This is a genomic window from Pseudomonas sp. AC193 (assembly GCF_979258075.1).
On the sequence record NZ_OZ409832.1, the window covers coordinates 5,096,413 to 5,121,300 of the forward strand.

Consider the following 24,888-nt stretch of genomic DNA (forward strand, 5'->3'; position numbering starts at 1 on the left):
AGTATGTGTGCGGCTGACCGGTTAGAAAAACCAGGCGAAAACGCCAGTTTTAACTTCACCCTTGTAGACCGTCCTGCCCACCCCCATATTGGGGCGACTGACGCGTGAAGGAATCCAAATTGAGCGAACTTCTCAACCGCCGCCTGGCTCTGCTCGGCGAGCGCGCTAACCTCTCTCTGCTCGAGCAGTGCCTGCACGGTATCGAACGTGAATGCCTGCGCGTGACCAGCGAAGGTCGCCTGGCGCAAACGCCGCACCCCGAAGCCTTGGGTTCCGCGCTGACCAACGAACAGATCACCACCGACTACTCCGAGTCGCTGCTGGAATTCATCACGCCCGCCCTGCCTGACCCGGCTGATACGCTGGCGAGCCTGGACAAGATTCACCGTTTTGCCTACAGCAAACTCGGCAACGAGTACCTGTGGAGTCCATCGATGCCGTGCCCGTTGCCGGCCGAAGAAGACATCCCGATCGCCTATTACGGCACCTCCAACATCGGTCAGCTCAAGTACGTTTACCGCAAGGGCCTGGCCCTGCGTTACGGCAAGACCATGCAGTGCATTGCCGGGATTCACTACAACTTCTCCCTGCCGGAAAAGCTCTGGCCGCTGCTGCGCGAAACCGAAGGGTTTGTCGGCACGGATCGCGATTTCCAGTCGTTTTCCTACATCGCGCTGATCCGTAATTTCCGTCGCTACAGCTGGCTGCTGATGTACCTGTTCGGTGCCTCGCCAGCGCTCGACGCCGGTTTCCTGCGTGGTCGTTCGCATCAGTTGGAACAACTCGATCCGGACACCCTGTATCTGCCGTACGCGACCAGCCTGCGCATGAGCGACCTCGGTTACCAGAGCAACGCTCAGGCCGGTCTGACGCCGTGCTACAACGATCTGGCGAGTTACACCGACAGCCTGCGCAAAGCCGTGGCCACGCCGTACGCGCCGTACGTTGAAGTCGGCACGCACAAGGATGGTGAGTGGGTTCAGCTGAACACCAACATCCTGCAGATCGAAAACGAGTACTACTCCAACATCCGCCCGAAACGCGTGACCTACACCGGCGAGCGGCCGATTCAGGCGCTGGTGGCCCGTGGCATTCAGTACGTCGAAGTGCGTTGTCTGGACATCAACCCGTTCCTGCCGATGGGCATCGACCTCACCGAGTCGCGCTTCCTCGATGCGTTCCTGCTGTTCTGCGCGCTGAACGACAGCCCGCTGCTGACCAATACTTCGTGTGGCAACGCCACGTCGAACTTCCTCAGTGTGGTTAAAGAAGGTCGTCGTCCGGGTCTGGAGTTGCAGCGTGATGGTGAGTCGGTCGAGATGAAGACCTGGGCTGCCGAACTGCTGGAACAAATCGCCCCGCTAGCGGCGTTGCTGGATCAGAGCCATGGCGGCGATGCGCACAGCAAGGCGCTGGATACGCAACTGGCTAAGGTCAGCGATCCGTCCCTGACGCCATCCGCGCAGGTTTTGGCGGCGATGGCTGAGCATAAGGAAAGCTTTGCGCAGTTCTCGTTGCGTCAGAGTCAGGCGCACGCGGAGTTTTTCCGTAGCGAGCCTTTGGCGGCGGATGAACAGGCGAAGTTTGAGGAGCTGGCGCGTACTTCGCTGGCTGCGCAGGCTGAGCTTGAGCAGAACGAGGTGGGGGATTTTGATGTGTTTGTTGGGTCGTATCAGGCGAGCATTCTGGCGATCAGTAACTGATCTGTCAGAACACAAATTGTGTGCTGACAGGCTCCTGTGGCGAGGGGATTTATCCCCGTTGGGCTGCGCAGCAGCCCCAAAAGCCAGATACGCGATTTATCCGATACACCGCACAGGAAGGTCTTACGGCTGCTGCGCAGCCGAACGGGGATAAATCCCCTCGCCACAAAAGCGCCAGTTCCCCCTAAGGCTTAGATTTTTCCGCTCATAAGCTCATTCGAAAAAGTTATTTATTTACTGATTCTTAGATCATTTAGTCTCCTTTCACGCCGACGCTCGGTCGCCTGATATGGAGCTCTTCAATGAAACTGAATATCCCGCTTCGCCTGCTCGCCGCAGCCTCTCTGGCTGCCGCGAGTTTTCTGGCTCAGGCCGCCGACCTCACCGTCGCCTACCAAACCACCGTTGACCCGGCGAAAGTCGCTCAGGCCGACGGCGCTTACGAGAAAGCCACCAAAGCCGATATCGCCTGGCGCAAGTTCGACAACGGCGCCGACATCATCGCCGCCATCGCTTCCGGCGACGTGCAGATTGGCTACCTCGGTTCGAGCCCGCTGACCGCCGCGATCACCCGCAAAGTCCCGGTCGAAACATTCCTCATCGCCACTCAGATCGGCGCTGCCGAAGCACTGGTCGCCCGCGACGGTTCCGGCATCAAGACCCCGCAGGATCTGGTCGGCAAGAAAATCGCCGTGCCGTTCGTATCCACCGGTCACTACAGCCTGCTCGCCGCACTGAAGCACTGGAACATCGATCCATCGAAAGTCACCGTGCTCAACCTCGCGCCCCCAGCCATCGTTGCTGCGTGGAAACGCGGCGATATCGACGCCACTTACGTGTGGGATCCGGCGCTGGGCGTAGCCAAAGAAAACGGCAAAGTGCTGATCACCTCCGGCGAACTGGCCAAGTTCGGCGCGCCGACTTTCGATGCGTGGATCGTGCGCAAAGACTTCGCCGAGAAGCACCCGGAAATTGTCACCGCGTTCGCCAAGGTCACCCTCGACGCCTACGCCGATTACCGCAAAGACCCGAAAGCCTGGCTCGCCGATCAATCCAACGTCGACAAACTGGTGAAACTCTCCGGCGCCAAGGCCAGCGATATTCCGCTGCTGCTGCAAGGCAACGTCTACCCGCTCGCGGCTGATCAGGTCGTCACCCTCGGCGCGCCGACCACCAAAGCCATTACCGACACCGCTGCGTTCCTCAAGGAGCAAGGCAAGGTCGAAGCCGTTCTGCCGGACTACGCGCCGTACGTCAGCGCCAAATTCATCACCAACTGATCGGGAGTTAACCGCGATGGCCTTGCTACAGCTGGAGCGCATCAGCGCACAGTACCCGGGCAGCCCCGAACCGGTGCTGGCGGATATTTCTCTGACCCTGGGGCCTCAGCAATTGCTGGTCGCCCTCGGCCCGTCCGGCAGTGGCAAGACTTCGCTGTTGAACCTGATTGCCGGTTTCGTCGAACCGAGCGCCGGGCGCATCACCCTCGACGGCGTGCCGGTCAAAGGCCCGAGCGCCGAACGTGGCGTGGTGTTCCAGGACGACGCGTTGCTGCCTTGGCAGGATGTGTTGGCCAACGTCGCATTCGGCCTGGAGCTGGCCGGCGTCGCCAAGGACAAACGCGAAAAAATCGCCCGTGAAATGCTCGCGCTGGTCGATCTTTCCGGTTTCGAAAGCCGCCGCATCTGGCAACTCTCCGGTGGCCAGAAGCAGCGTGTCGGCCTCGCCCGCGCCCTCGCCGCTGACCCGCGCGTATTGCTGATGGACGAACCCTTCGGCGCGCTCGACGCGTTCACCCGCGAACAGATGCAGGAGCTGTTGCTGCAAGTCTGGCAGCGCACCGCCAAGCCGGTTTTCCTGATTACCCATGACATTGAAGAAGCGGTGTTCCTCGCCACTGACCTGATTCTGCTCGCGCCGAATCCGGGGCAGATCGTTGAGCGTCTGCAGCTGGATTTCGGTCAGCGTTACGCCGCTGGCGAGTCCGCCCGCGCGATCAAATCCGATCCGCGCTTTATCGAAACCCGCGAGCACGTGCTGAGCAAAGTCTTCTCGCAACGCAGCGCCGGGCAACGGCAGGAGCGCGCATGAGCAGTTACGACGTTTCCTCGGCTGCGGTAAAACCGGTCAGCGCATCGGTGGTGATTCCCGTGCGCCGCAGCCTCAGCACGCGCTGGATCAGCTTGCTGACCTTGTTTGCATTGTTAGCGATCTGGTGGGCGGTGACTGCCACTGGATTGATCGAGCCGCTGTTCCTGCCGCCGCCGTCCGCCGTGCTGCAAAAGGGTTGGTTGCTGGCGACTACCGGTTACATGGATTCGACGTTGTGGCAGCACCTTGGTGCGAGCCTGAGCCGTATCGGTCTGGGTCTGGGTTTTGCGATTCTGACCGCTGTGCCGGTGGGCATTGCGATCGGTGCCAACCGCATCGCCCGTGGTGTGCTCGATCCGCTGATCGAGTTCTACCGGCCGATTCCGCCGTTGGCTTATCTGCCGCTGATTGTGATCTGGTGCGGCATCGGCGAGTTGTCGAAAGTGCTGCTGATTTATCTGGCGATTTTCGCCCCGATTGCCATCGCTACCGCAACCGGTGTTCGTACAGTTGACCCGGCGAAATTGCGCGCGGCGCAGTCGTTGGGTGCGACGCGTTTGCAGCTGATTCGCCATGTGATTTTGCCGAGCGCGTTGCCGGACATTCTCACTGGTGTGCGCATTGGTCTGGGGGTTGGTTGGTCGACCTTGGTCGCCGCAGAGCTGATCGCGGCCACCAGCGGTTTGGGCTTTATGGTGCAGTCGGCCGCGCAGTTCCTGGTCACCGATGTGGTGGTGCTGGGGATTCTGGTCATCGCCCTGATCGCCTTCGCCATGGAAATGGGCCTGCGCGCCCTGCAACGCAAACTGGTGCCATGGCACGGCCAGGCCCACTAAAACATCTTTTTGAATCCCCCCTGTAGGAGCTGCCGCAGGCTGCGATCTTTTGATCTTGTTTTTAAAAAGATCAAGATCAAAAGATCGCAGCCTTCGGCAGCTCCTACATAGGGTGATGACCGCAATTGAAGAGAAAGACCATGAGCAGCCTCACCATCACCCCATTAAGCTCGGCCCTCGGCGCACAGATCAGCGGCGTCGACATCAGCCAGCCGCTGTCCCTGGAACACCGCGACGCCATCGAGCAGGCGCTGCTCAAATATCAAGTGCTGTTCTTCCGCAACCAACCAATCGAGCCACCGCAACAGGCGCGTTTCGCTGCCTATTTCGGCGACCTGCACATTCACCCGATCTACCCGAACGTGCCGGAACAACCGCAAGTGCTGATTCTCGACACCGCCGTCACCGACGTGCGCGACAACGCGATCTGGCACACCGACGTGACCTTCCTGCCGACGCCAGCGATGGGCGCGGTGCTCAGCGCCAAGTTGCTGCCGGAGTTTGGCGGCGACACGTTGTGGGCCAGCGGGATTGCTGCGTATGAAGCGCTGTCGGCGCCGATGAAAAGTTTGCTCGAAGGGCTGACCGCGACTCACGATTTCACTCGTTCGTTTCCGCTGGAACGCTACGGCAACACGCCAGAAGCATTGGCGCAGTGGGAAGAAGCACGGCGCAAGAATCCACCGCTGTCACACCCGGTGATTCGCACGCATCCGGTCAGTGGGCGGCGTTCGCTGTTCGTCAACGAAGGCTTCACGTCGAAGATCAATGAACTGTCGGAAACCGAGAGCGAGGCGATTCTGAAGTTCCTGTTCGCCCATGCGACACGGCCGGAATTCACCATTCGCTGGCGCTGGCAACAGGACGATATTGCGTTCTGGGATAACCGCGTGACCCAGCATTACGCGGTAGATGATTACCGCCCGGCGCGGCGGGTGATGCAGCGGGCGACGGTGTTGGGGGATGTGCCGTTTTTTCGTTGAGCCGTTTTTACAGCCAAAAGCCCCTCACCCTAACCCTCTCCCGGAGGGAGAGGGGACTGATTGGGGGATGCTGTAGAAGTACGCCGACCTGATATTGCTTTGCTGAATCCATAATCGACTCGGTATTTCAGGTCGATGTATGACGCAAGACACCTCGGTCGGCTCCCTCTCCCTCAGGGAGAGGGCTGGGGTGAGGGTGACTCACTCCGCCGTCGAAGGCCTCTCCCACAGATTGATCCCGCCCTCCTGGGCAAACCGGTCAATCTCCGCCAGCTCTTCCGCGCTAAAACTCAGATTCTTCAACGCCCCAACGTTCTCGATAATCTGCTCCGGCCGACTCGCACCAATCAACGCCGAGGTCACCCGAGGATCGCGCAGCGTCCACGCCAGCGCCAATTGCGCCAAACTCTGACCGCGACGCTTGGCGATCTCATTCAACGCCCGCACATGAGCGATGTTGGCCTCGGACAAGTGCGAAGCCTGCAACGAACCACCGCCCGGACGATTGACCCGCGCATCCGCCGGCACGCCGTTGAGGTATTTGTCGGTGAGCAGACCTTGCGCCAACGGAGTGAACGCAATCACGCCCGTGCCGAGTTCGTCGGTGGTATCGAGCAGATCCTTTTCCACCCAGCGATTGAGCAAGTTGTACGCCGGTTGATGGATCAGCAGCGGCACTTTCCACTCTTTCAACAACGCAGCAATCTCACGGGTTTTCACCCCGGAATACGACGAGATGCCGATGTACAACGCCTTACCCTGTTGCACCGCAGTGGCAAGGGCGCTGGCGGTTTCTTCCAGTGGGGTGTCCGGGTCGAAGCGGTGTGAATAGAAGATATCCACATAGTCCAGACCGAGGCGTTGCAGGCTCTGGTCGAGGCTGGCCAGCACGTACTTGCGCGAGCCGCCGCCCTGACCGTAAGGGCCGGGCCACATGTCCCAACCGGCCTTGCTGGAGATGATCAGTTCGTCGCGGTACTGCTTGAAGTCTTCACGCAGCAGGCGGCCGAAATTGATCTCGGCGCTGCCGTACGGCGGGCCGTAGTTGTTGGCCAGGTCGAAGTGGTTGATGCCCAGATCGAACGCGGTGCGCAGCAAGGCACGTTGAGTGTCGATCGGCGTGCTGTCGCCAAAGTTGTGCCACAGGCCCAGCGACAGCGCTGGCAGCACCAGACCGCTGCGCCCGACGCGGCGGTAAGGGATGGAGTCATAGCGATTTTCGGCAGCGGTGTAAGTCATCGAATCCTCTCTTGTCTGTCTTTAGTCATCTGAAACCGGACACCTTTGTGGCGAGGGGATTTATCCCCGTTGGGTGGCGAAGCCGCCCCAAACCTGAAACTTCGATGAATCAGGTGCGCCGAATGCGCTGGTTTTACGACTGCTCCGCAGCCGAACGGGGATAAATCCCCTCACCACAAAAGCTCTACCAATCATGCAAAGCGATTTACAGGTCGGGCCAGGCCGAGGTTCTGGCGCAATGTCCGGCCCTCGTATTCCGTTCTGAACAACCCACGCCGTTGCAGTTCCGGCACCACGCCGTTGGCGAAGTCTTCGAGCCCGCCCGGCAGGTGCGGCACCAGCACGTTGAAGCCGTCCGCCGCGCCCTGTTCGAACCATTCCTGCAAACGATCGGCAATCTGCTCAGGCGTACCGACCAGGCTGTAATGCCCGCGCCCGCCAGCAATCTTGCGGCCCAACTCGGCGAGGCTGAGGTTTTCCCGCCCCGCCAGCTCAGTGAGCAATTTCTGCCGACTCTGCTGGCCGCTTTCGGTCAGTGGCAATTCGGGCAACGGCCCGTCCAGCGGGTACTTCGATAAATCGAAGTTGCCCAGCATACGCCCAAGTAAAGCCACGCCAACCTCGGGTTCGACTAATTGCTGAAACGTTTCACATTTTTCCTGCGCTTCGGCTTCGGTGCGGCCGACCACGACAAAAACCCCGGGCATGATTTTCAGCGAATCGGCGCTGCGACCGTACTTGGGCAGACGTCCCTTGAGGTCGGCGTAGAACGCCTGAGCGTTGGCCAGAGATGTCTGCGCGGTAAACACCACCTCAGCCGTTTGCGCCGCCAACTCGCGTCCGGTTTCGGAGGATCCCGCCTGCACGATCACCGGTTGCCCCTGCGGCGAACGTGCAACGTTCAGTGGGCCTTTGACCCGGAAGTGCTCGCCGACATGATCCAGCACATGCAACTTCGCAGGGTCGTAGTACGCACCGCTCGCCTTGTCGCGCACAAAGGCATCGTCCTCCCAACTGTCCCAAAGCCCGGTGACCACCTGATGAAATTCGCGCGCACGGCTGTAGCGTTCGGCATGGCCGATATGCTCATCACGACCAAAATTCAGCGCCTCGGCAGCATTGTCCGAGGTCACCAGATTCCACCCCGCTCGGCCGCCTGATAAGTGATCAAGCGAAGCGAATTTGCGCGCCACGTGATACGGCTCGTTGTAGCTGGTGGTTGCCGTCGCAATCAGGCCGATGTGTTCGGTCACCGCACTCAGCGCCGAGAGCAATGTCAGCGGCTCAAAGTGATCTGAGCGCGCCATGCGACTGGCGATGTCCTGGGTCGGCGCGGCGACGCTGTCAGCGACAAACAACGCATCGAACTTCGCCGCTTCGGCAATCTGCGCCAGCCGTTTGTAATGGGCGAAATCCAGTCCCGCATTCGCCGGCACATCAGGATGCCGCCACGCTGCGACGTGGTGCCCGGTGGCCATGAGAAATGCGCCGAGTTTCAACTGTCTGCTCATCTCAGAAATCCTTGCGCAGTTGCACGCCGAAGTAGCGTTCGTCGTCGCGTGGCACGGCGCGGTAGATGTAGTTGCCACCGCTGGCGAGCACCGGCGAGTAAGACTTGTCAGTGAGGTTTTTGCCGAGCAGCGCAACACGCCAGCCATTGCTGTAATCGGCGAGTGCGACGCTGGCGTTCCAGATACCGTAGGCGCCCTGTTTGGTGTCGACGTTCTGACTGATGTCGTACTGCACTTCGCTCTGCCAGCTGTAGTCGGTGCCGAGTTCGATATCCAGACCGTTATCCAGCGGAATCGTGTAGTCGGCACGCACGTAGCTTTTCCAGTCCGGGCTGAATGGCAGCGGTTTGCCGTTGACGTTGCAGGACGCCGCCGCGCCCGCCGGGCAGGCGAATTCGTCGATGCGTGCACGGGTGTAGGCCAGTGCGCCGGACAGTTTCAGTTGCTGGGTCGCTTGCAGGGCGTAATCGAGCTCGACGCCTTCGGTGCTGACGCTGCCGGCGTTGATCAGACGCGTCACCACTTGCCCGGCGACGGTGTCGAAGAAGTTCGCCTGATAGTTGTCGTACTCGCTGTGGAACACCGCGAGGTTGGTGGTCAGGCGGTTGTTCCAGGACGTGGCTTTGATGCCCGCCTCCCAAGTGTTGGAGGTTTCCGGTTTCAGCGCTTCGGTGTCGCGCGGCTGCATGTTGAAGAACACGTTGTAGGCCGGGCCTTTGTAGCCGCGCGAATAGGTCAGGTACGTGGTGACCGCATCGCTCAAGTCGTACTGCACACCGAGGCGGCCGGACCAGCCATCTTCATCGACGGAACCTGAGCTGCTGGTCGCCGGTTGGATACCGCTGACGGTGGTGGCCGACGTCGACACGCGGCGGTGATCGTATTCGAGATCATCGTGGGTGTAGCGCAGGCCGGCGATGCCGCGAAAGTCCGAAGTGAAGTTCAGCGTGCTCTCGCCGAACACCGCATAGCTGTCGCTGGTGGTGCCGTAGTTGGCGACGCCACGGTCAGTGCGCGTTGTCGTGGTCAATGTGCGCTGATAGGTCTCGTCGTCCTTGCCGTGCATGTAGAACAGGCCGCCGACGTATTCGAGGAATTCGCCTTTCGGTGAGGCCAGGCGCAGCTCTTGCGAGTATTGATCGAAGGCCAGATCACCCTTGTCTGCCGTGCCGGGAAACGCTGCGGTCACCGTGCCGAGACGGTCGCCGTCCTGATATTGGGTGTTGTCCCAGCCACGCCACGCGGTGATCGACGTCAGCGTGTAATCGCCCAGTTGCCAGTCAAGTTGACCGGACAGGCCTTTGTTGACGTCTTCAACGTGAGAGCGAGTGTCGGTGTTGATGTCGCGGTTGTGGCTGGAGGCATACGCCGGGCTCAGCGCATTGGCGAAGGCCGGGGTCAGCGACTTGCTGACGACGCCATTGGGGCCGTCGTCGTGGGACTGCATGTAGTCGGCGATCAGGGTGAAGGTGACGTCGTCATTCGGGGTGAATTCGAGTTTGCCGCGCACGCCACGATGGTTGTAGCCGTTGACCTCCTGACCATTATGTTGGTTGTCGACGTTGCCGTCGTAGGTGCCGAACAGCGTGCTGATCGAGCCCTTCAACGTCTCAGGAATCAGGCTGCCGCCGAGGCCGAAACGGGTGCGGCTTTCGTTGCCGCTGTAATACGACTGATCGATGTAGCCGTGGGTCTCGGCGGTGGGTGCCTTGCTGGTGATGTTGAGCACGCCAGCCGAGGCGTTCTTGCCGAACAAGGTGCCTTGCGGGCCGCGCAAAACTTCGACGCGCTCCAGATCCAGCAGGTCCAGGGTCGCCTGTCCCGGACGCGCATACACCACGCCATCAATCACCGTCGCCACGGTCGGCTCGACGCCCGGCGAGGTGGAAATCGTGCCGACGCCGCGCACGAATAACGAGGTGTCCTTGTTCGATGCGCCGGTGCGGAAATTCAGCGATGGCACTTGCTGGACAATACTCGCCACGCCGTTGCGGTTATCGCGTTCGAGCTGCTCGCCGTCGATCACCGAAACCGCGACCGGCACCTTTTGCAGCGACTCTTCGCGGCGGGTCGCGGTGACGGTGACCGACTTCAGCGTCGGCTCCTGCTCGCTGCTGTCCGCAGCGAATGCATTGGGCAACGGCAACGCCGCCAACCCCGTCAGTAACCAGCCAGCGGCGCGAATCGACTGCGCCAGTTTGTGTGTCGCCCCAGGAATGTTGTGCATGTTCTGCCCGCTCGAAATTGGCCCTGATCCGCTGCCGTTCTGCGACGACAGCGCCTGAATCGGTGTCTTGGGCATTCGCTCGAGCGAGTAGCAGACAACGCGCTTTGTTAGCGCTAACATCGCCAATATTGGCCAACCGCACATAGACCGTCCAATACTGAAAAATTAGTTTTATATGCGATTTGGTTTTTAACAAGGATCGAACCATGAGCGAAGAAAAGCCGCGCAAACGCCGTGGCGCCGGACGCGTGACCCTGAATGCGGTGGCGCGCGAGGCCGGGGTTTCGGCGATCACCGTGTCGCGCTACTTCAATCAGCCCGAACAGGTGTCGCCTGAACGCCGCGAGCGGATCGCGGCAGTGGTGGCTGATTTGGGTTACGTGCCGAATCTGGTGGCCGGCGGACTGGCCTCGGCGCGGGGGAAAATTGTCGGCATGGTCATTCCGAACATTTCCGGGCCGATCTTCGCCAATACCATTCAGGGCTTTAGCGATACGCTCAGCCGTCACGGTTATCAGCTGTTGCTGGCGTCGAGTTACTTCAGCACCGAGCAGGAAGAAAATGCGGTGCGCGCGTTTCTCGGCTGGTCGCCGGCAGCACTGGTGCTGACCAGTCACTTTCACAGCGCGGGCACGGAAAAAATGATCGCCGAGGCGGATATTCCGGTGATCGAAACCTGGGATTATCAGCCGGAACGTGAGCCGATGCAGATCGGTTTTTCGCATTTCGACGTCGGCGTGACGGCGGCGAATTATCTGCTGGAAAAAGGCTATCGACGCATTGCCTTCGTCCAGAACAGCGCGCCGGGCGACTTCAGCGCCCTGGAACGCCGCGACGGTTACGCGGCGACCTTGCGAGAGGCCGGCGTGGAGCCGTGGGTCTTTGCCCCCGACGCTGATCGCACGCCCTTCGAAGCCGGCAAACAGGCGATGGACGCCCTGATGAACGCCTCACCGCGCCCCGACGCGATCATCTTCGCCAACGACAACCTCGCCGCCGGCGGCCTCCTCGCCGGGCAACGCGCGGGCATTAAAATCCCTGAAGACTGCGCCGTTCTCGGCTTCGGTGATTACCCGTTCGCCGAGATGCTGCTGCCGAGCCTAAGCACGATCAAGCCGCCGGCGCTGGAGATCGGTGTGCTGGCGGCGACACGCGTGCTGGAAAGTCTTGGTGTGTTGCCGAGCGATGAAGTGCAACGGCTGAATCTGCTGCAGTGCCAAGTCATCGAACGGGAAAGCACCTGATGAATATGGCGGGGGCCGGATTGTCTATGCTCTAAAGGACACCGAGGTGACCCTATCGCGAGCAGGCTCACTCCTACAGGGGCTGCGTTGTACATAAAATTCATGTCCAACCACGCTCCACTGTAGGAGTGAGCCTGCTCGCGATAGCGGTCTTTCAGGCAATACACATCCACCAGGCAGAACCCGCCATGCACACCGCCATCATCATTTTCTTCGGCCTGGTTCTGCTCGCCCTGATGCTCTACATCGGCGAGCGCATCGGCTTCAGCCGGCAGACCATGGCCTACAGCTTCGCTGCCCTGTGGCTGGCGTTGACGGTCATTAATGGCGCGGTGGGTGTGGTGCATGCGAAGCAACCGCTGGGTTCGGAGATAGCGATTGGCAGTGCGGTATTTGGCGTGCCGATGGCGGCGATGGTGTTGTTCATGGTGCTGAGCGCCGAGTCGTAAAACGTCCCGGCGCTCAGGTACCAATCAACGCACCAGATGCAGGAACTGCATGTGGCGTTCGTACTGATCGAGGATGTCGTTGATGATCTGCTCTTTGGTATAGCCGACCAGATCGTAGTCCTGACTGCCCTCGCTCAAATGCACTTCGGCGCGGTAGTAGCGGCGATTGTTGAGCTGCTTCGAGCCCATCCCGCCACGCGCGAACGACGGCGTGAAGTAGCCGCGCATCTGCACCTGATAGATGAATGGATGCGCATCGCCATGGCCGATTTCGAGGCTGACGCTGTCATTTGCCGGATCCGGCTGGGTGACCACGTTCAGGCCTTTCTCGACGAACACCGCCGTCACTTCTTCAATCGCCGGGCGCACCGTGGTGTCCATGAAGCGGTACACCTCGTCGCGTGACGGGAAGTGCACAGCCTGACTCAGACGCTGTCGCCAGCCGCCCGTGCCACGCCGCGATCCCGAAACCGGCGCCAGCGAATGCAACTGCGCGATCTGCTTCTGCGACTCGAGATAGAACGCCTTATGCAGGCCCCACATCATCAACAAAAGAATCAGCGAGAACGGCAACGAGGTCAGCACCACCGCTGACTTCAGCGCATCGATGCTGCCGGAGAACAGCAGCGCACTGGTGATCAGCGCGGTCATCGCGCCCCAGAACACCCGCAGCCATTTCGGCCCGTCTTCGTCCGGGCTACCGCCCTTGGCCGACAACGTCGAGAGCACCACGGTGCCGGAGTCGGCAGAGGTGACGAAGAACACGAAGCTGATAAACACCGTCACGGCGATGACGGTTTTGCTCCATGGATAGGTTTCCAGCAGCAGGTAAATACTCATCGACGGGTTGTCTAGAGCCGACATGCCCAGCGCACTCATGCCGTGGTTGAGCACCTGATCGATGGCGCTGTTGCCGAAGATCGACATCCACGCGAGGGTGAAACCGAGCGGAATCAACAGCACACCAAAAACGAATTCGCGGATAGTGCGGCCACGGGAAATCCGTGCGATGAACAGACCCACGAACGGCGACCATGCAATCCACCAGGCCCAGTAAAACACTGTCCAACCGCCGAGCCAGTCGCTCGGTTTGTCGTAGGCGTAGAGGTCGAAACTCTTCATCGGCAAGGCGCCGAGGTAGTCGCCGAGGTTCTGGATCAAGGTGTTGAGCAGGTGCTGAGTCGGCCCGGCGAACAACACAAACAGCAACAGCGCACAGGCCAGCAGCATATTGATGTCGGACATCACCCGCACGCCTTTATCGACGCCGGAAACGGCCACGATGATTGCCGCGCCCATCATCAGCGTGATCAGGCCGACCTGAATCCACTGGGTGTGCGCGATGCCGAACAGGTAGTCGAGGCCCGAGTTGAGGTGCAGCACGCCAAAGCCCATGTCGGCACCCAGACCGAACACCGTGGCGATGATGCCGAAGCCGTCCACCGCGTAACCGATCGGGCCGTTGATGCGTTTGCCAATCAGCGGATACAGCGCCGAGCGCAGCGCCAGCGGCAGGTTGTGGCGGTAGGCGAAGTAGGCCAGCGCCATGCCGACGAAGGCGAACACGCCCCAGCCATGCAGGCCCCAGTGCAGAAACAGAATCTGCATCGCCTGACGCGCCGCATCCGCGGTGCCGGCCTCGCCTTGCGGCGGCTGCAGCATGTGGGTCAGCGGCTCAGAGACGCAGAAGAAAAACAGCGTGATGCTGATCCCGGCGGCGAACAGCATACCGGCCCAGGACAGGTAACTGAATTCGGGCTCGTCGTGGTCGGCACCGAGTTTTATCTTGCCGTAGCCGGATAAGGCGGTGACCACCACGAAGACCAGATACAGAGTCATCGCGAGCATGTAGTACCAGCCGACCGTATTGGCCGCCCAGTTTTGCGCTTCCAGCAACCAGGCGCCTGCCTGTTCAGGCATGGCGATGACCACGAGACCAAACAGCAGAATGACCGTCGCGGCGAAATAGAACACCGGCGGATTCATGCGCACCAGACCGCTGGCGGGGGTAGACGATGCACTCATGAAACGTGCACCTCGAGGGGTTTAGACGTGGCTGAAATGATCGGACTCAGCAAAGGCAAGCCTCCTGTTGTGAGCGGGCAGCGAACCACCGGTTTAACTTGAATGAACGTTCAAGTTAAACATGGATGGGGGGGTAAGGACTAATCGTACGGCTAGGCGGTAGTTTTCCTACGCTAGCTCAAGGATGGGTATGACGCGGGTTTGAGGGGATTCGTTCACTGCAGAATTGGCTGATTGCCATTATCTCGATTTGGCTTGAAAACATTCGCGAGCAAGCCCGCTCCCACATTTGAAATGCATTCCATTGTGGGAGCGGGCTTGCTCGCGAAGAGGCCAGATGCCGCAACGCAATTTCAGAGCCTACTTCTGCGTGCCGTCATCGTGCTGCAAGTTGGCCTGGGTCAGATTGCACCCCGCCGGCACACTGCGCGTCAGCCACACATTGCCGCCAATGGTCGAACCCTTGCCAATGGTAATCCGCCCAAGAATCGTCGCCCCGGCGTAAATCACCACATCATCTTCAACAATCGGATGACGCGGATGGCCCTTCTGCAACTGCCCATCCTCATCCGCCGGGAAGCGTTTGGCGCCCAACGTCACCGCCTGATAAATCCGCACACGCTCGCCAATGATCGCGGTCTCGCCGATCACCACGCCCGTGCCATGATCGATAAAGAAGCTACGGCCGATCTGCGCGCCCGGATGGATATCAATCCCGGTCGCCGAATGCGCGATTTCCGCGCTGATCCGTGCCAGCAACGGCAGCCCGGCGCGATACAAATGGTGCGCCAGACGATGGTGAATCACCGCCAGAATCCCCGGGTAGCACAGCAGCACTTCATCAACACTGCGCGCCGCCGGATCACCGTGATAAGCGGCCAGCACATCGGTATCGAGCAGTGTGCGCAAGCCCGGCAAGGCCAGGGCAAAGTCCTGAATAATCTCAATCGCACGGGCTTCGACTTCGGTGTCAGCCGAAGCGCTGTGGCGGGCGACATAACGAAGCTCCAGGCGCGTCTGCGCCAATAAGGCATTCAGGGCGACATCAAGGGTGTGACCGACGTAGAAATCTTCACTCTCTTCGCGCAGATCCACCGGCCCCAGACGCATCGGGAACAACGCGCCGCACAGCGCTTCGAGAATCTCCGCCATCGCCGCCCGCGACGGCAACTCGCGACCACCCTGCTCGCCGGACGCCCGGCCGTTCTGTGCCCGCCACTGATCCCGCGCGCTGCGCAGTTGACTGACGATGGTCTGCAATTGCCAATGGCTGGAACGCTCGCTCACGGTAAAGACTCCTCACGGGCGGCCGGACTGTCTGGCCGCGTCAACGGCGACTACTTTACGGCATGCTCATGAGGGCGAATTAAGAACCGATAGTGCTGGGCTCAGTTCATTTGGCTATAAGCGATTCGCGGTTGCCCCTGCAAAAACCCGTGCCTATAGTCCTTTCATCTTTCTCCGCCAGTACGGACTCATGATCAAGAATCAGCTGGAACGCTTTAACCGCCTCGACCTGCTCGGCCATCCAACGCCGCTGGAAAAACTCGAACGCCTGTCCGCATGGCTCGGTCGCGAGGTGTACATCAAGCGCGATGACCTGACGCCGCTGGCCATGGGTGGCAACAAACTGCGCAAGCTCGAATACCTCGCCGCTGATGCCTTGGCGGAAGGCGCCGACACGCTGATCACCGCCGGCGCGCTGCAATCGAACCACGTTCGCCAGACCGCTGCGCTGGCCGCCAAGCTCGGTCTCGGTTGTGTAGCATTGCTGGAAAATCCGCTGGGCACCGACGACAGCAACTACACCGGCAATGGCAATCGCTTGCTGCTGGATCTGTTCGACACCAAGGTCGAACTGGTCGACAACCTCGACAACGCGGATGAACAACTCGCCGCCCTCGCCGCGCGTTTGCGCAGCAACGACAAGAAGCCGTATCTGGTGCCGATTGGCGGTTCGAACGCCCTCGGTGCGCTGGGTTATGTGCGCGCCGGTCTGGAGCTGGCCGAGCAAATCAAAGACACCGGCTTGAATTTCGCCGCAGTGGTCTTGGCCTCGGGCAGCGCCGGCACGCACAGTGGTCTGGCCTTGGCGTTGAGCGAAGTGTTGCCACAGTTGCCGGTGATCGGCGTGACGGTTTCGCGCAGTGAAGAAGATCAGCGGCCGAAGGTGCAAGGGCTGGCTGAGCGTACGGCGGTGCTGCTCGGCGTCGAACTGCCGGCGGATTTCAAGGTCGAGTTGTGGGACGAATATTTCGGCCCGCGCTATGGCGAGCCGAATGCCGGGACGTTGGCGGCGGTGAAGTTGCTGGCGAGTCAGGAGGCGGTGTTGCTGGATCCGGTTTATACCGGCAAGGCGATGGCGGGGTTGCTGGATGGGATTGGTCGTCAGCGCTTTGATGCAGGCCCGATCATTTTCCTGCACACCGGCGGCGCGCCGGCGTTGTTTGCCTATAGGGATTTTCTGTAAGAGCAAGATCAAAAGATCGCAGCGTGCGGCAGCTCCTACAGGTGATCCCGTGTAGGAGCTGCCGCAGGCTGCGATCTTTTCTAAAGAGAAGCCATATTCAAATAAGATCTAACAAATTAAATATTGAGTATTTTCAAGTCTAACGCAGACATCTTATAGTCTCGCCGCAGGCGAATTTCGCGCAAGACGCATAAGCTGCTTTAGGGCACGATAACGCAGGCGCACGAATCACGAATTCGCCAACTTTCCTTTAGCGTCTTCCATAAGAAAACACAGGGGCTCGTCATGAATTTTTCCGCACTACGTCGCAATCTGCTGGTGGGTTCACTGGGTCTGGCGCTGAGCGCCGGTCTGATCAGCCAGGCCGTGGCCGGTGAGCAGCTGCAACAGATCAAGGACAAAGGCGTTATCAACGTCGGCCTGGAAGGCACTTACCCTCCGTTCAGCTTCGTCGATGCCGACGGCAAACTGTCCGGTTTCGAAGTCGAGCTCTCGGAAGCGATCGCGCAAAAACTCGGCGTCAAAGCGAAGATCCAGCCGACCAAATGGGATGGCATCCTCGCCGCGCTGGAATCCAAGCGTCTGGACGTTGTGGTCAACCAGGTGACCATCTCCGACGAGCGCAAAAAGAAGTATGACTTCTCCGAGCCGTACACCGTTTCCGGTATTCAGGCGCTGGTGCTGAAGAGCAAAGAGTCCGCACTGAACATCAAGACCGCCGCTGACCTGTCCGGCAAGAAAGTCGGTGTGGGCCTGGGTACCAACTACGAACAATGGGTTCGCGCCAACGTGCCGGGCGCTGACGTGCGCACTTACGATGATGATCCGACCAAGTTCGCCGACCTGAACAACGGTCGCACCGACGCCATCCTGATCGACCGTCTGGCCGCGCTGGAATACGCCAAGAAAGCCCCGAAAACCGTCGCCGCCGGTGAAGCGTTCTCCCGTCAGGAAGCCGGTGTTGCCCTGCGCAAAGGTGAGCCGGAACTGCTGGCTGCCGTGAACAAGGCCATCGACGAACTGCGTGCAGACGGCACGTTGAAGAAGCTGTCCGAGAAGTACTTCAACGCAGACGTCACTAAATAATGGAAGTTGGACTTCAATTCGAAGCGCACTTCCCGCAGTTGAGCCAGCAACTCGCCGAGACATCGGCGCTGTTGCTGGACTCCGCGCCCTTTCTGCTCAAGGGCGCGTACTACACGGTCGTCCTCAGCCTCGGCGGGATGTTCTTCGGCTTGCTGCTGGGCTTCGGCCTGGCGTTGATGCGCCTGTCGCGCTTCAAATCAGTGAGCTGGCTGGCGCGCGTGTATGTGTCGTTCTTTCGCGGGACGCCGCTGTTGGTGCAGTTGTTCGTGATCTATTACGGCTTCCCGCAATTGGGAATCGAACTGGATCCGTTACCAGCAGCGCTGATCGGTTTCTCGCTGAACATGGCCGCGTACGCCTGTGAAATTCTGCGCGCCGCGATCGGTTCGATCGAACGTGGTCAGTGGGAAGCTGCCGCGAGCATCGGCATGACCCGCGCGCAAACCTTGCGTCGGGCCATCCTGCCGCAAGCAATGCGCACGGCGCTGCCGCCGCTGGGCAACAGCTTCATCTCGCTGGTCAAGGACACGGCATTGGCCGCCACCATTCAGGTGCCGGAGCTGTTCCGTCAGGCGCAACTGATTACCGCCCGGACTTTCGAAGTCTTCACCATGTATCTTGCCGCCGCGCTGATCTACTGGATTCTGGCCACGGTGCTTTCGCACTTCCAGAACAAGTTGGAAGAGCGGGTCAATCGGCACGACCAGGAGTCCTGACGCGATGATTGTCGTGGAAAAACTGACCAAGCAATTCAAGGGTCAGGTCGTGCTCAACGGCATCGACCTCGAGGTCAAGGAAGGCGAAGTCGTCGCGATCATCGGCCCCAGCGGTTCGGGGAAAACGACGTTCCTGCGCTGCCTGAATTTCCTTGAACAGCCCACCAGCGGCCGGATCAAGGTCGGCGATATCGAAATCGATACCAGCCGCCCGTTGAACCAGCAGCAGGGTCTGGTGCGCAATTTGCGCCAGCACGTGGGTTTCGTGTTCCAGAACTTCAATCTGTTCCCGCACCGCACCGCGCTGGAAAACGTCATCGAAGGCCCGGTCGTGGTCAAGAAGATGCCACGCGACGCCGCCATTGCCCTGGGCAAAAAGCTGATGGCCAAGGTCGGTCTGGCGGGCAAAGAGGACGCTTATCCGCGTCGTCTGTCTGGCGGTCAGCAACAGCGTGTGGCGATTGCCCGGGCGCTGGCGATGGAGCCAGAAGTGATCCTGTTCGACGAGCCGACTTCAGCCCTTGATCCGGAACTGGTGGGTGAAGTGCTGGCGACCATTCGTGGTCTCGCCGAAGAGAAACGCACCATGGTTATCGTGACTCACGAAATGGGTTTTGCCCGCGACGTGGCCAACCGTGTGGTGTTTTTCGATAAAGGCGTGATTGTCGAACAAGGCGAAGCCAAAGCGTTGTTTGCCAACCCGAAAGAAGAGCGCACCAAACAGTTTCTCAGCAAGTTTCTGAATCACGCCTGAGTCTGTTCAATGCGTTAAGCATTAACTTCCACGGATGGAAGTTACGCTTATCCCCCCGAATAAACTTCCTGCAATAACAAACACCCTAAATGCAGTGCACTTATATGTTCTGCAACAGACACATATCAATAGAAAACCCTGCTCAAACCATGATTGGGTTCAAACAGTCTCGCCCTCGAAACCGGCAAAACGCCCGGATAATCGTGGTCTCATTCGCCAATCCTCCTAGGCAGAATGCCTCGCAAGCGTAGGAAGGTTCTGATTAATTCGTAATTCACGGATTAGCTTAGCGCCTCTATTGACTCCACTTCCCGCACGCTCTTATCTAGTCGCCAACCGACGTTTATTAGTTCAATCAACCAGCATTCTGACGCAACAGAAGTTCGCTGTTGTATTGCCTGGCAATTCACGCCTTTTGTTTTTCAGAAACGGACTTCGCTGCAAGGCTTCAAGGAGAGAAACCGATGACTCGCACTTCGAACACCCCCGAACTGGCGGCGCCGATCCTGGCGTCCGCGCAAAAAACCGGCATCAACCTGTCTGCGGCTGCACACCTGCTGATCGAGGTGGCGCCCTACCCCGGCATGGACGCCGGCGATCTGATCGAACTGTTCTGGAATTGCTGCTACGTCGCCTCCCGTGTACTCACCCGCGACGAGGTGGGCGAGGCCGTCAGTCTGCGTGTACCGGAGAGTTTTATCGTCGACGGTACGGCGAGCATTCATTACCGGCTCATGCAGGTTGGCCAAGGCCCGGCGCTGTCGGCGGCGACGCGGGTGCAGGTCAAACTCGATTGCCCGGGCGGCCAGCCCCCAGCGCTGTCTGGGGACGAAAACCAGCAATTGGCACCCGTCACCCTGCCCGACACTATTCGCCGTCAGGGCGTGAATCCGAACCAGATCAAACGCGGTGTGCCGCTGACCATCGAGCCTTACGTGAACATGGCCGAAGACGACGAAATCACCTTGCGCTGGGGCGATGTGCGCATGGATCTGCCGGCAGTCACGGCGGCCGATGTCGGGCGGGCGATTCAGGTGTGGGTGCCGCCGGCGGTGATTGTCGAAGCGGGCGAGGATTTGCGCCTGGACGTGACGTACTGCGTGATTGATCGGGTGGGCAACAACTCGCGCTGGGCGCCGCCACGGACATTGAAGATTGGTTGTGCGAATCCTTATCTGAAAGTGCCGCTGAAGGCCGAACTCAAGGCCGCCGAATCCCGCAAATATTGACTTCACTCCCCTGTGGCGAGGGGATTTATCCCCGCTCGGCTGCGAAGCAGTCGTAAACCCATAACACGCGGTGTGTCTGATGCACCGCGTTGTCTGATTTTGGGGCCGCTTCGCAGCCCAACGGGGATAAATCCCCTCGCCACAGGGATCGCGTTGGCGCTTACAAATATTGTTAACCAACCCGACCATCACCCCTTCTATGCATATTCCTAAAAGTTAGTTTATTTAATATTTATACACGCTTAGGGTATATGAACCGGACCACCGGACATTCTTTCGTTCGCCGCACTTTTGCGGCGTTTTTCATAAGATGTGAGGTAGGTAGTATGGTCCGGAACACAATCACCCCAGTGCAGATCGCCAGGGCATTGCGTGTAGCCAAGGAGCGGCACTGATGTCCAGTCTGGCAGACGCAAACGTCCAATCGGATCTGGACATCGCCCCGTTGTTGTTGCCCGCGCAGGTTTTGCGCAACGACGCACAAGCCATCAAGGCCGCCCATGAGCTGGCGCAAGTTGCCCGCCTGCAGGCCGCCAAACGCGACCGTCAGCGCAAGCTGCCGTGGTCGGAAATCGAGCAGTTCACCCGCAGCGGTTTAGGCAGCATTGCCATTCCGCGTGAATACGGCGGCCCGCAGGTTTCATTCATCACGTTGGCCGAAGTGTTCGCGATCATTTCCGCCGCCGACCCGGCGCTGGGGCAAATCCCGCAGAACCAGTTCGGCATCATCAATCTGGTGCTCGGCAGCGCCACCGAAGCGCAGAAAAAGCAGCTGTTCCAGAGCGTTCTGGAAGGCTGGCGCATCGGCAATGCCGGCCCGGAACGCGGCACCAAAAACACCCTGGAATTGAAAGCGCGCATCACCGCCGACGGCGACGATTACGTGATCAATGGCCAAAAATTCTATTCCACCGGCGCGCTGTTTGCGCACTGGGTTGCGGTCAAAGCGCTCAACGATGACGGCAAGCAAGTGCTGGCCTTCGTCCGTCGCGGCACCCCGGGTTTGCGCATCGTCGATGACTGGTCGGGCTTCGGTCAGCGCACCACCGCCAGCGGCACGATTTTGCTGAACAACGTTCGCGTCGAATCGAGCCTGGTCGTCGACAACTGGAAGATCAACGAAATCCCCAACACCCAAGGCGCGGTGTCGCAGCTGATTCAAGCGGCGATCGACGCCGGTATCGCCCGTGGCGCCATCGACGACGCTATCGATTTCGTCAAAACCCGTGCACGGCCGTGGATCGATGCCAAGGTCGAGCGAGCCAGCGATGACCTCTACGTGATCGCCGACATCGGCAAATTGAAAATAGAACTGCACGCCGCCGAAGCCCTGCTGCGCAAGGCAGGCAAAGTCCTCGATCAGGTGCACGCCGCGCCGCTCACCGCCGAATCCGCCGCGCGCGCCTCGATTGCCGTGGCCGAAGCGAAAGTGCTGACCACCGAGATCTCCCTGCAAGCCAGCGAAAAGCTGTTCGAACTCGCGGGCAGCCGCGCGACCCTCGCCGAATTCAACCTCGACCGTCACTGGCGCAACGCCCGCGTGCACACGCTGCACGACCCGGTGCGCTGGAAATATCACGCAGTCGGCGCCTATCACCTCAACGGTACTTTACCGGCTCGCCATTCCTGGATCTGACGACCGCACACTTTCTCAAGTGCAATGGAGAAACCTATGACTTTTTCCCATCACGTCGCGGTCATCACCAGCGATGAACAAGCCCTGATCGTCGCCAGCGACCTGGCCGAAGATTTCAAACGCGACAGCGCCGTGCGCGACCGTGAACGTCGCTTGCCACTGCCGGAGCTCGACGTGTTTTCCCGCTCGGGTCTGTGGGGTATCAGCGTGCCGAAGGAATACGGCGGCGCTGGCGTGTCCAACGTCACTCTGGCGAAAGTCATCGCCCTGATCGCTCAGGCTGACGGCTCGCTCGGGCAGATTCCACAGAACCATTTTTATGCACTGGAAGTGCTGCGGGTAAACGGCAGCCACGCGCAAAAACAACGGCTGTACGCCGAAGTACTCGCCGGCCAGCGCTTCGGTAATGCACTGGCGGAACTGGGCACCAAAACCGCTCACGACCGCGTCACCAGCCTCAAACGCGACGGCGACGGTTATCGCATCAACGGCCGCAAGTTCTATGCGACCGGCGCGATTTACGCGCAGCGCATCCCGACCTCGGTCGTCGATGAAAACGGTGTGCAGCAACTGGCGTTCGTCCCGCGTGACAGCCAAGGGCTGAGCGTGATCGACGACTGGAGCGGCTTCGGCCAGCGCACCACCGGCAGCGGTTCGGTGGTGTTTGAAGACGTCTACGTCGCGGCCGAAGACGTGATCCCGTTTCAAAGCGCCTTCGAACGTCCGACCACGGTTGGCCCGTTGGCGCAGATCCTTCACGCCGCCATCGACACCGGCATCGCCCGCGCCGCGTACGAAGACGCGCTGCACTTTGTGCGCAGCAAAACCCGGCCATGGATCGATTCCGGCAACGACAAAGCCACCGAAGATCCGCTGACGCTGAAGAGCTTCGGCCACTTGAGTATTCGTCTGCACGCCACCGAAGCCTTGCTCGAACGCGCCGGCGAATTTCTCGACGCCGCACAAGCCGAGAGCAATGCCGAAACCGTCGCTGCGGCATCGATTGCTGTCGCCGAAGCCCGCGCGATCAGCACTGAAATTTCCCTAGCCGCCGGCAGCACATTGTTCGAATTGGCCGGCAGTCAGGCCACGCTGATTGAGCACGGTCTCGACCGTCATTGGCGCAACGCCCGCGTGCACACCTTGCACGATCCGGTGCGCTGGAAATATCACGCCGTCGGCAACTATTACCTCAACGATGAAAACCCTCCGCTGCGAGGGACGATCTGATGAGCGCAGCGAAAAAGAAGATCCTGCTCAACGCGTTCAACATGAACTGCATCGGCCACATCAACCACGGCTTGTGGACGCACCCGCGCGACACCTCGACGCGCTACAACACCATTGAGTACTGGACGGAACTGGCGCAATTGCTGGAGCGCGGCCTGTTCGACGGACTGTTCATCGCCGACATCGTCGGCGTGTACGACGTCTATCAGAACTCGGTCGATGTGCCGCTGAAAGAGTCGATCCAGTTGCCGGTCAACGACCCGCTGTTGCTGGTTTCAGCGATGGCCGCCGTGACCAAGAACCTCGGCTTCGGTCTCACCGCGAACCTCACCTACGAGCCGCCCTATCTGTTCGCCCGCCGCATGTCGACGCTTGATCATTTGAGTCGCGGCCGTGTCGGCTGGAACATCGTCACCGGCTACCTCGACAGCGCTGCCAAAGCCATGGGCCTCAGCGAACAAGTCGAGCATGACCGTCGTTACGATCAGGCCGACGAGTATCTGGAAGTGCTCTACAAACTCTGGGAAGGCAGCTGGGAAAACGGCGCGGTGCTCAACGATCGCGAGCAGCGGATCTACGCGCAGCCGGAGAAAGTGCACAAGGTCGAGCACAAGGGCGAGTTCTATCAGGTCGAGGGTTATCACCTCTGCGAGCCGTCGCCGCAGCGCACGCCGGTGTTGTTTCAGGCCGGTAGCTCCGATCGCGGTTTGCTCTTTGCCGGGCGTCACGCCGAGTGCGTGTTCATCAGCGGTCAGAACAAACCGTCGACCAAGGTTCAGGTCGACAAGGTGCGCGCCAGCGCCGTTGAGGCGGGGCGCAATCCTGAGGACATCAAGGTGTTCATGGGCCTCAACGTGATCGTCGGCGCGACCGAAGAAGCGGCGTGGGCCAAGCACGCCGAGTACCTGAGCTACGCCAGTGCCGAGGCCGGCGTGGCGCATTTTTCCGCGTCGACCGGTATCGACTTTTCTCAGTACGAAATCGACGAACCGATCCAGTACGTGAAGAGCAACGCCATTCAATCGGCCACGAAAAACCTGCAGAACAACGACTGGACGCGACGCAAATTGCTCGACCAGCACGCGCTCGGTGGCCGCTACATCACCGTGGTCGGTTCGCCTGAGCAAGTCGCGGATGAGCTGGAATCGTGGATCGCTGAGACCGGACTTGATGGTTTCAATTTGACGCGGATTGTCACGCCGGAAAGCTATGTCGATTTTATTGAGCTGGTGATTCCGGAGTTGCAGCGGCGTGGGTCGTACAAGACCGCGTACGACAGCGGCAGCTTGCGCGAGAAGCTGTTTCACGGTGAGGCGCAGCTACCTGAGCAACACACCGGTTCTTCGTACCGGCATTAAAAGCTTCGCGAGCAAGCTTTGCTCCTACAAGGCACCACGATCCCCGTAGGAGCAAAGCTTGCTCGCGAAGAGGCCCTACCAGACACCAAAAATCTATGCAC

At 59.9% G+C, this 24,888-nt stretch carries 20 protein-coding genes; 15 read left to right on the forward strand and 5 right to left on the reverse strand.

Translation table 11 applies throughout. The features are described 5' to 3' along the window. Nucleotides 1–119 precede the first annotated feature (119 nt). From gshA to tauD, 5 genes are all read left to right on the forward strand, one after another. Complete coding sequence (gene gshA, locus ACZZ0D_RS22955) at nucleotides 120–1,703, forward strand: glutamate--cysteine ligase (RefSeq protein ID WP_212544757.1); 1,584 nt, start codon at nucleotides 120–122, stop codon at nucleotides 1,701–1,703. 302 nt (nucleotides 1,704–2,005) lie between these two features. After that, nucleotides 2,006–2,983, forward strand: coding sequence for a taurine ABC transporter substrate-binding protein (tauA, locus tag ACZZ0D_RS22960; protein WP_463554363.1), 978 nt, complete (start codon nucleotides 2,006–2,008; stop codon nucleotides 2,981–2,983). Nucleotides 2,984–2,999: 16 nt separating this feature from the next. Then, a complete protein-coding gene (tauB, locus tag ACZZ0D_RS22965; RefSeq protein WP_463554364.1) occupies nucleotides 3,000–3,794 on the forward strand; it encodes a taurine ABC transporter ATP-binding subunit in 795 nt (264 codons plus the stop codon). Then, nucleotides 3,791–4,630, forward strand: a complete 840-nt coding sequence (gene tauC / locus ACZZ0D_RS22970) for a taurine ABC transporter permease TauC (protein ID WP_158829996.1) — start codon at nucleotides 3,791–3,793, stop codon at nucleotides 4,628–4,630. The genes tauB and tauC overlap by 4 nt, the downstream gene beginning before the upstream one ends. A 140-nt stretch (nucleotides 4,631–4,770) precedes the next feature. Then, nucleotides 4,771–5,613 (forward strand): taurine dioxygenase, encoded by an 843-nt coding sequence (gene tauD / locus ACZZ0D_RS22975; RefSeq protein ID WP_463554365.1) that lies wholly within the window; start codon nucleotides 4,771–4,773, stop codon nucleotides 5,611–5,613. 201 nt (nucleotides 5,614–5,814) lie between these two features. Here tauD and mgrA read toward each other — a convergent pair whose 3' ends face one another. The 3 genes from mgrA to ACZZ0D_RS22990 form a co-directional block, all read right to left on the reverse strand. Then, a complete protein-coding gene (gene mgrA / locus ACZZ0D_RS22980; RefSeq protein WP_331693486.1) occupies nucleotides 5,815–6,852 on the reverse strand; it encodes an L-glyceraldehyde 3-phosphate reductase in 1,038 nt (345 codons plus the stop codon). Between the two features lie 191 nt (nucleotides 6,853–7,043). Continuing rightward, nucleotides 7,044–8,363, reverse strand: coding sequence for an LLM class flavin-dependent oxidoreductase (locus tag ACZZ0D_RS22985; RefSeq protein ID WP_463554367.1), 1,320 nt, complete (start codon nucleotides 8,361–8,363; stop codon nucleotides 7,044–7,046). A 1-nt stretch (nucleotide 8,364) separates the two neighbouring features. Continuing rightward, nucleotides 8,365–10,590 carry a TonB-dependent receptor gene (locus ACZZ0D_RS22990; protein WP_463554835.1) on the reverse strand — a complete coding sequence of 742 codons (2,226 nt, stop codon included), beginning with the start codon at nucleotides 10,588–10,590 and terminating at the stop codon, nucleotides 8,365–8,367. A gap of 206 nt (nucleotides 10,591–10,796) precedes the next feature. On the opposite strand from ACZZ0D_RS22990, the gene ACZZ0D_RS22995 reads away from it, so the two are divergent. Then, entirely contained in the window at nucleotides 10,797–11,834 is a 1,038-nt protein-coding gene (locus ACZZ0D_RS22995) for a LacI family DNA-binding transcriptional regulator (RefSeq protein WP_463554368.1), read from the forward strand. A gap of 188 nt (nucleotides 11,835–12,022) precedes the next feature. Next, a complete protein-coding gene (locus ACZZ0D_RS23000) occupies nucleotides 12,023–12,283 on the forward strand; it encodes a hypothetical protein (RefSeq protein ID WP_053116800.1) in 261 nt (86 codons plus the stop codon). Nucleotides 12,284–12,307: 24 nt separating this feature from the next. Here the strand turns inward: ACZZ0D_RS23000 and betT are convergent, their stop codons facing one another. Then, nucleotides 12,308–14,269 carry a choline transporter BetT gene (gene betT / locus ACZZ0D_RS23005; protein WP_191626939.1) on the reverse strand — a complete coding sequence of 654 codons (1,962 nt, stop codon included), beginning with the start codon at nucleotides 14,267–14,269 and terminating at the stop codon, nucleotides 12,308–12,310. 399 nt (nucleotides 14,270–14,668) lie between these two features. Then, nucleotides 14,669–15,595: a serine O-acetyltransferase EpsC gene (epsC, locus tag ACZZ0D_RS23010; RefSeq protein WP_159811993.1), complete on the reverse strand. Its 927-nt coding sequence runs from the start codon at nucleotides 15,593–15,595 to the stop codon at nucleotides 14,669–14,671. Nucleotides 15,596–15,785: 190 nt separating this feature from the next. On the opposite strand from epsC, the gene ACZZ0D_RS23015 reads away from it, so the two are divergent. From ACZZ0D_RS23015 to ACZZ0D_RS23050, 8 genes are all read left to right on the forward strand, one after another. Then, entirely contained in the window at nucleotides 15,786–16,778 is a 993-nt protein-coding gene (locus ACZZ0D_RS23015; RefSeq protein ID WP_463554369.1) for a D-cysteine desulfhydrase, read from the forward strand. 285 nt (nucleotides 16,779–17,063) lie between these two features. After that, nucleotides 17,064–17,864 carry a cystine ABC transporter substrate-binding protein gene (gene tcyJ / locus ACZZ0D_RS23020; RefSeq protein ID WP_053116513.1) on the forward strand — a complete coding sequence of 267 codons (801 nt, stop codon included), beginning with the start codon at nucleotides 17,064–17,066 and terminating at the stop codon, nucleotides 17,862–17,864. Next, on the forward strand, nucleotides 17,864–18,580 hold the full coding sequence (tcyL, locus tag ACZZ0D_RS23025) for a cystine ABC transporter permease (protein ID WP_249342477.1): 717 nt from the start codon (nucleotides 17,864–17,866) through the stop codon (nucleotides 18,578–18,580). The genes tcyJ and tcyL overlap by 1 nt, the downstream gene beginning before the upstream one ends. 4 nt (nucleotides 18,581–18,584) lie before the next feature. Next, nucleotides 18,585–19,334 carry an L-cystine ABC transporter ATP-binding protein TcyN gene (tcyN, locus tag ACZZ0D_RS23030; RefSeq protein WP_053116512.1) on the forward strand — a complete coding sequence of 250 codons (750 nt, stop codon included), beginning with the start codon at nucleotides 18,585–18,587 and terminating at the stop codon, nucleotides 19,332–19,334. Between the two features lie 464 nt (nucleotides 19,335–19,798). Beyond that, nucleotides 19,799–20,563, forward strand: a complete 765-nt coding sequence (locus ACZZ0D_RS23035) for a hypothetical protein (protein WP_463554370.1) — start codon at nucleotides 19,799–19,801, stop codon at nucleotides 20,561–20,563. 394 nt (nucleotides 20,564–20,957) lie between these two features. Further along, entirely contained in the window at nucleotides 20,958–22,199 is a 1,242-nt protein-coding gene (locus tag ACZZ0D_RS23040) for an SfnB family sulfur acquisition oxidoreductase (protein ID WP_463554371.1), read from the forward strand. Between the two features lie 36 nt (nucleotides 22,200–22,235). Further along, complete coding sequence (locus ACZZ0D_RS23045; protein ID WP_212549996.1) at nucleotides 22,236–23,429, forward strand: SfnB family sulfur acquisition oxidoreductase; 1,194 nt, start codon at nucleotides 22,236–22,238, stop codon at nucleotides 23,427–23,429. Next, nucleotides 23,429–24,787, forward strand: coding sequence for an LLM class flavin-dependent oxidoreductase (locus ACZZ0D_RS23050; RefSeq protein WP_212549997.1), 1,359 nt, complete (start codon nucleotides 23,429–23,431; stop codon nucleotides 24,785–24,787). The genes ACZZ0D_RS23045 and ACZZ0D_RS23050 overlap by 1 nt, the downstream gene beginning before the upstream one ends. Nucleotides 24,788–24,888 lie beyond the last annotated feature (101 nt).

Bases quoted from the DNA above. Each gene is read 5' to 3' on its own strand.
- ACZZ0D_RS23045 (WP_212549996.1), top strand. From the start codon at position 22,236: ATGACTTTTTCCCATCACGTCGCGGTCATCACCAGCGATGAACAAGCC.
- tcyL (WP_249342477.1), top strand. From the start codon at position 17,864: ATGGAAGTTGGACTTCAATTCGAAGCGCACTTCCCGCAGTTGAGCCAG.
- tauD (WP_463554365.1), top strand. From the start codon at position 4,771: ATGAGCAGCCTCACCATCACCCCATTAAGCTCGGCCCTCGGCGCACAG.
- ACZZ0D_RS23000 (WP_053116800.1), top strand. From the start codon at position 12,023: ATGCACACCGCCATCATCATTTTCTTCGGCCTGGTTCTGCTCGCCCTG.
- ACZZ0D_RS22985 (WP_463554367.1), bottom strand. From the start codon at position 8,363: ATGAGCAGACAGTTGAAACTCGGCGCATTTCTCATGGCCACCGGGCAC.
- tauC (WP_158829996.1), top strand. From the start codon at position 3,791: ATGAGCAGTTACGACGTTTCCTCGGCTGCGGTAAAACCGGTCAGCGCA.
- tauA (WP_463554363.1), top strand. From the start codon at position 2,006: ATGAAACTGAATATCCCGCTTCGCCTGCTCGCCGCAGCCTCTCTGGCT.
- tcyN (WP_053116512.1), top strand. From the start codon at position 18,585: ATGATTGTCGTGGAAAAACTGACCAAGCAATTCAAGGGTCAGGTCGTG.
- ACZZ0D_RS22995 (WP_463554368.1), top strand. From the start codon at position 10,797: ATGAGCGAAGAAAAGCCGCGCAAACGCCGTGGCGCCGGACGCGTGACC.
- tauB (WP_463554364.1), top strand. From the start codon at position 3,000: ATGGCCTTGCTACAGCTGGAGCGCATCAGCGCACAGTACCCGGGCAGC.
- mgrA (WP_331693486.1), bottom strand. From the start codon at position 6,852: ATGACTTACACCGCTGCCGAAAATCGCTATGACTCCATCCCTTACCGC.
- tcyJ (WP_053116513.1), top strand. From the start codon at position 17,064: ATGAATTTTTCCGCACTACGTCGCAATCTGCTGGTGGGTTCACTGGGT.
- ACZZ0D_RS22990 (WP_463554835.1), bottom strand. From the start codon at position 10,590: ATGCACAACATTCCTGGGGCGACACACAAACTGGCGCAGTCGATTCGC.
- ACZZ0D_RS23040 (WP_463554371.1), top strand. From the start codon at position 20,958: ATGTCCAGTCTGGCAGACGCAAACGTCCAATCGGATCTGGACATCGCC.
- ACZZ0D_RS23035 (WP_463554370.1), top strand. From the start codon at position 19,799: ATGACTCGCACTTCGAACACCCCCGAACTGGCGGCGCCGATCCTGGCG.
- ACZZ0D_RS23015 (WP_463554369.1), top strand. From the start codon at position 15,786: ATGATCAAGAATCAGCTGGAACGCTTTAACCGCCTCGACCTGCTCGGC.
- ACZZ0D_RS23050 (WP_212549997.1), top strand. From the start codon at position 23,429: ATGAGCGCAGCGAAAAAGAAGATCCTGCTCAACGCGTTCAACATGAAC.
- betT (WP_191626939.1), bottom strand. From the start codon at position 14,269: ATGAATCCGCCGGTGTTCTATTTCGCCGCGACGGTCATTCTGCTGTTT.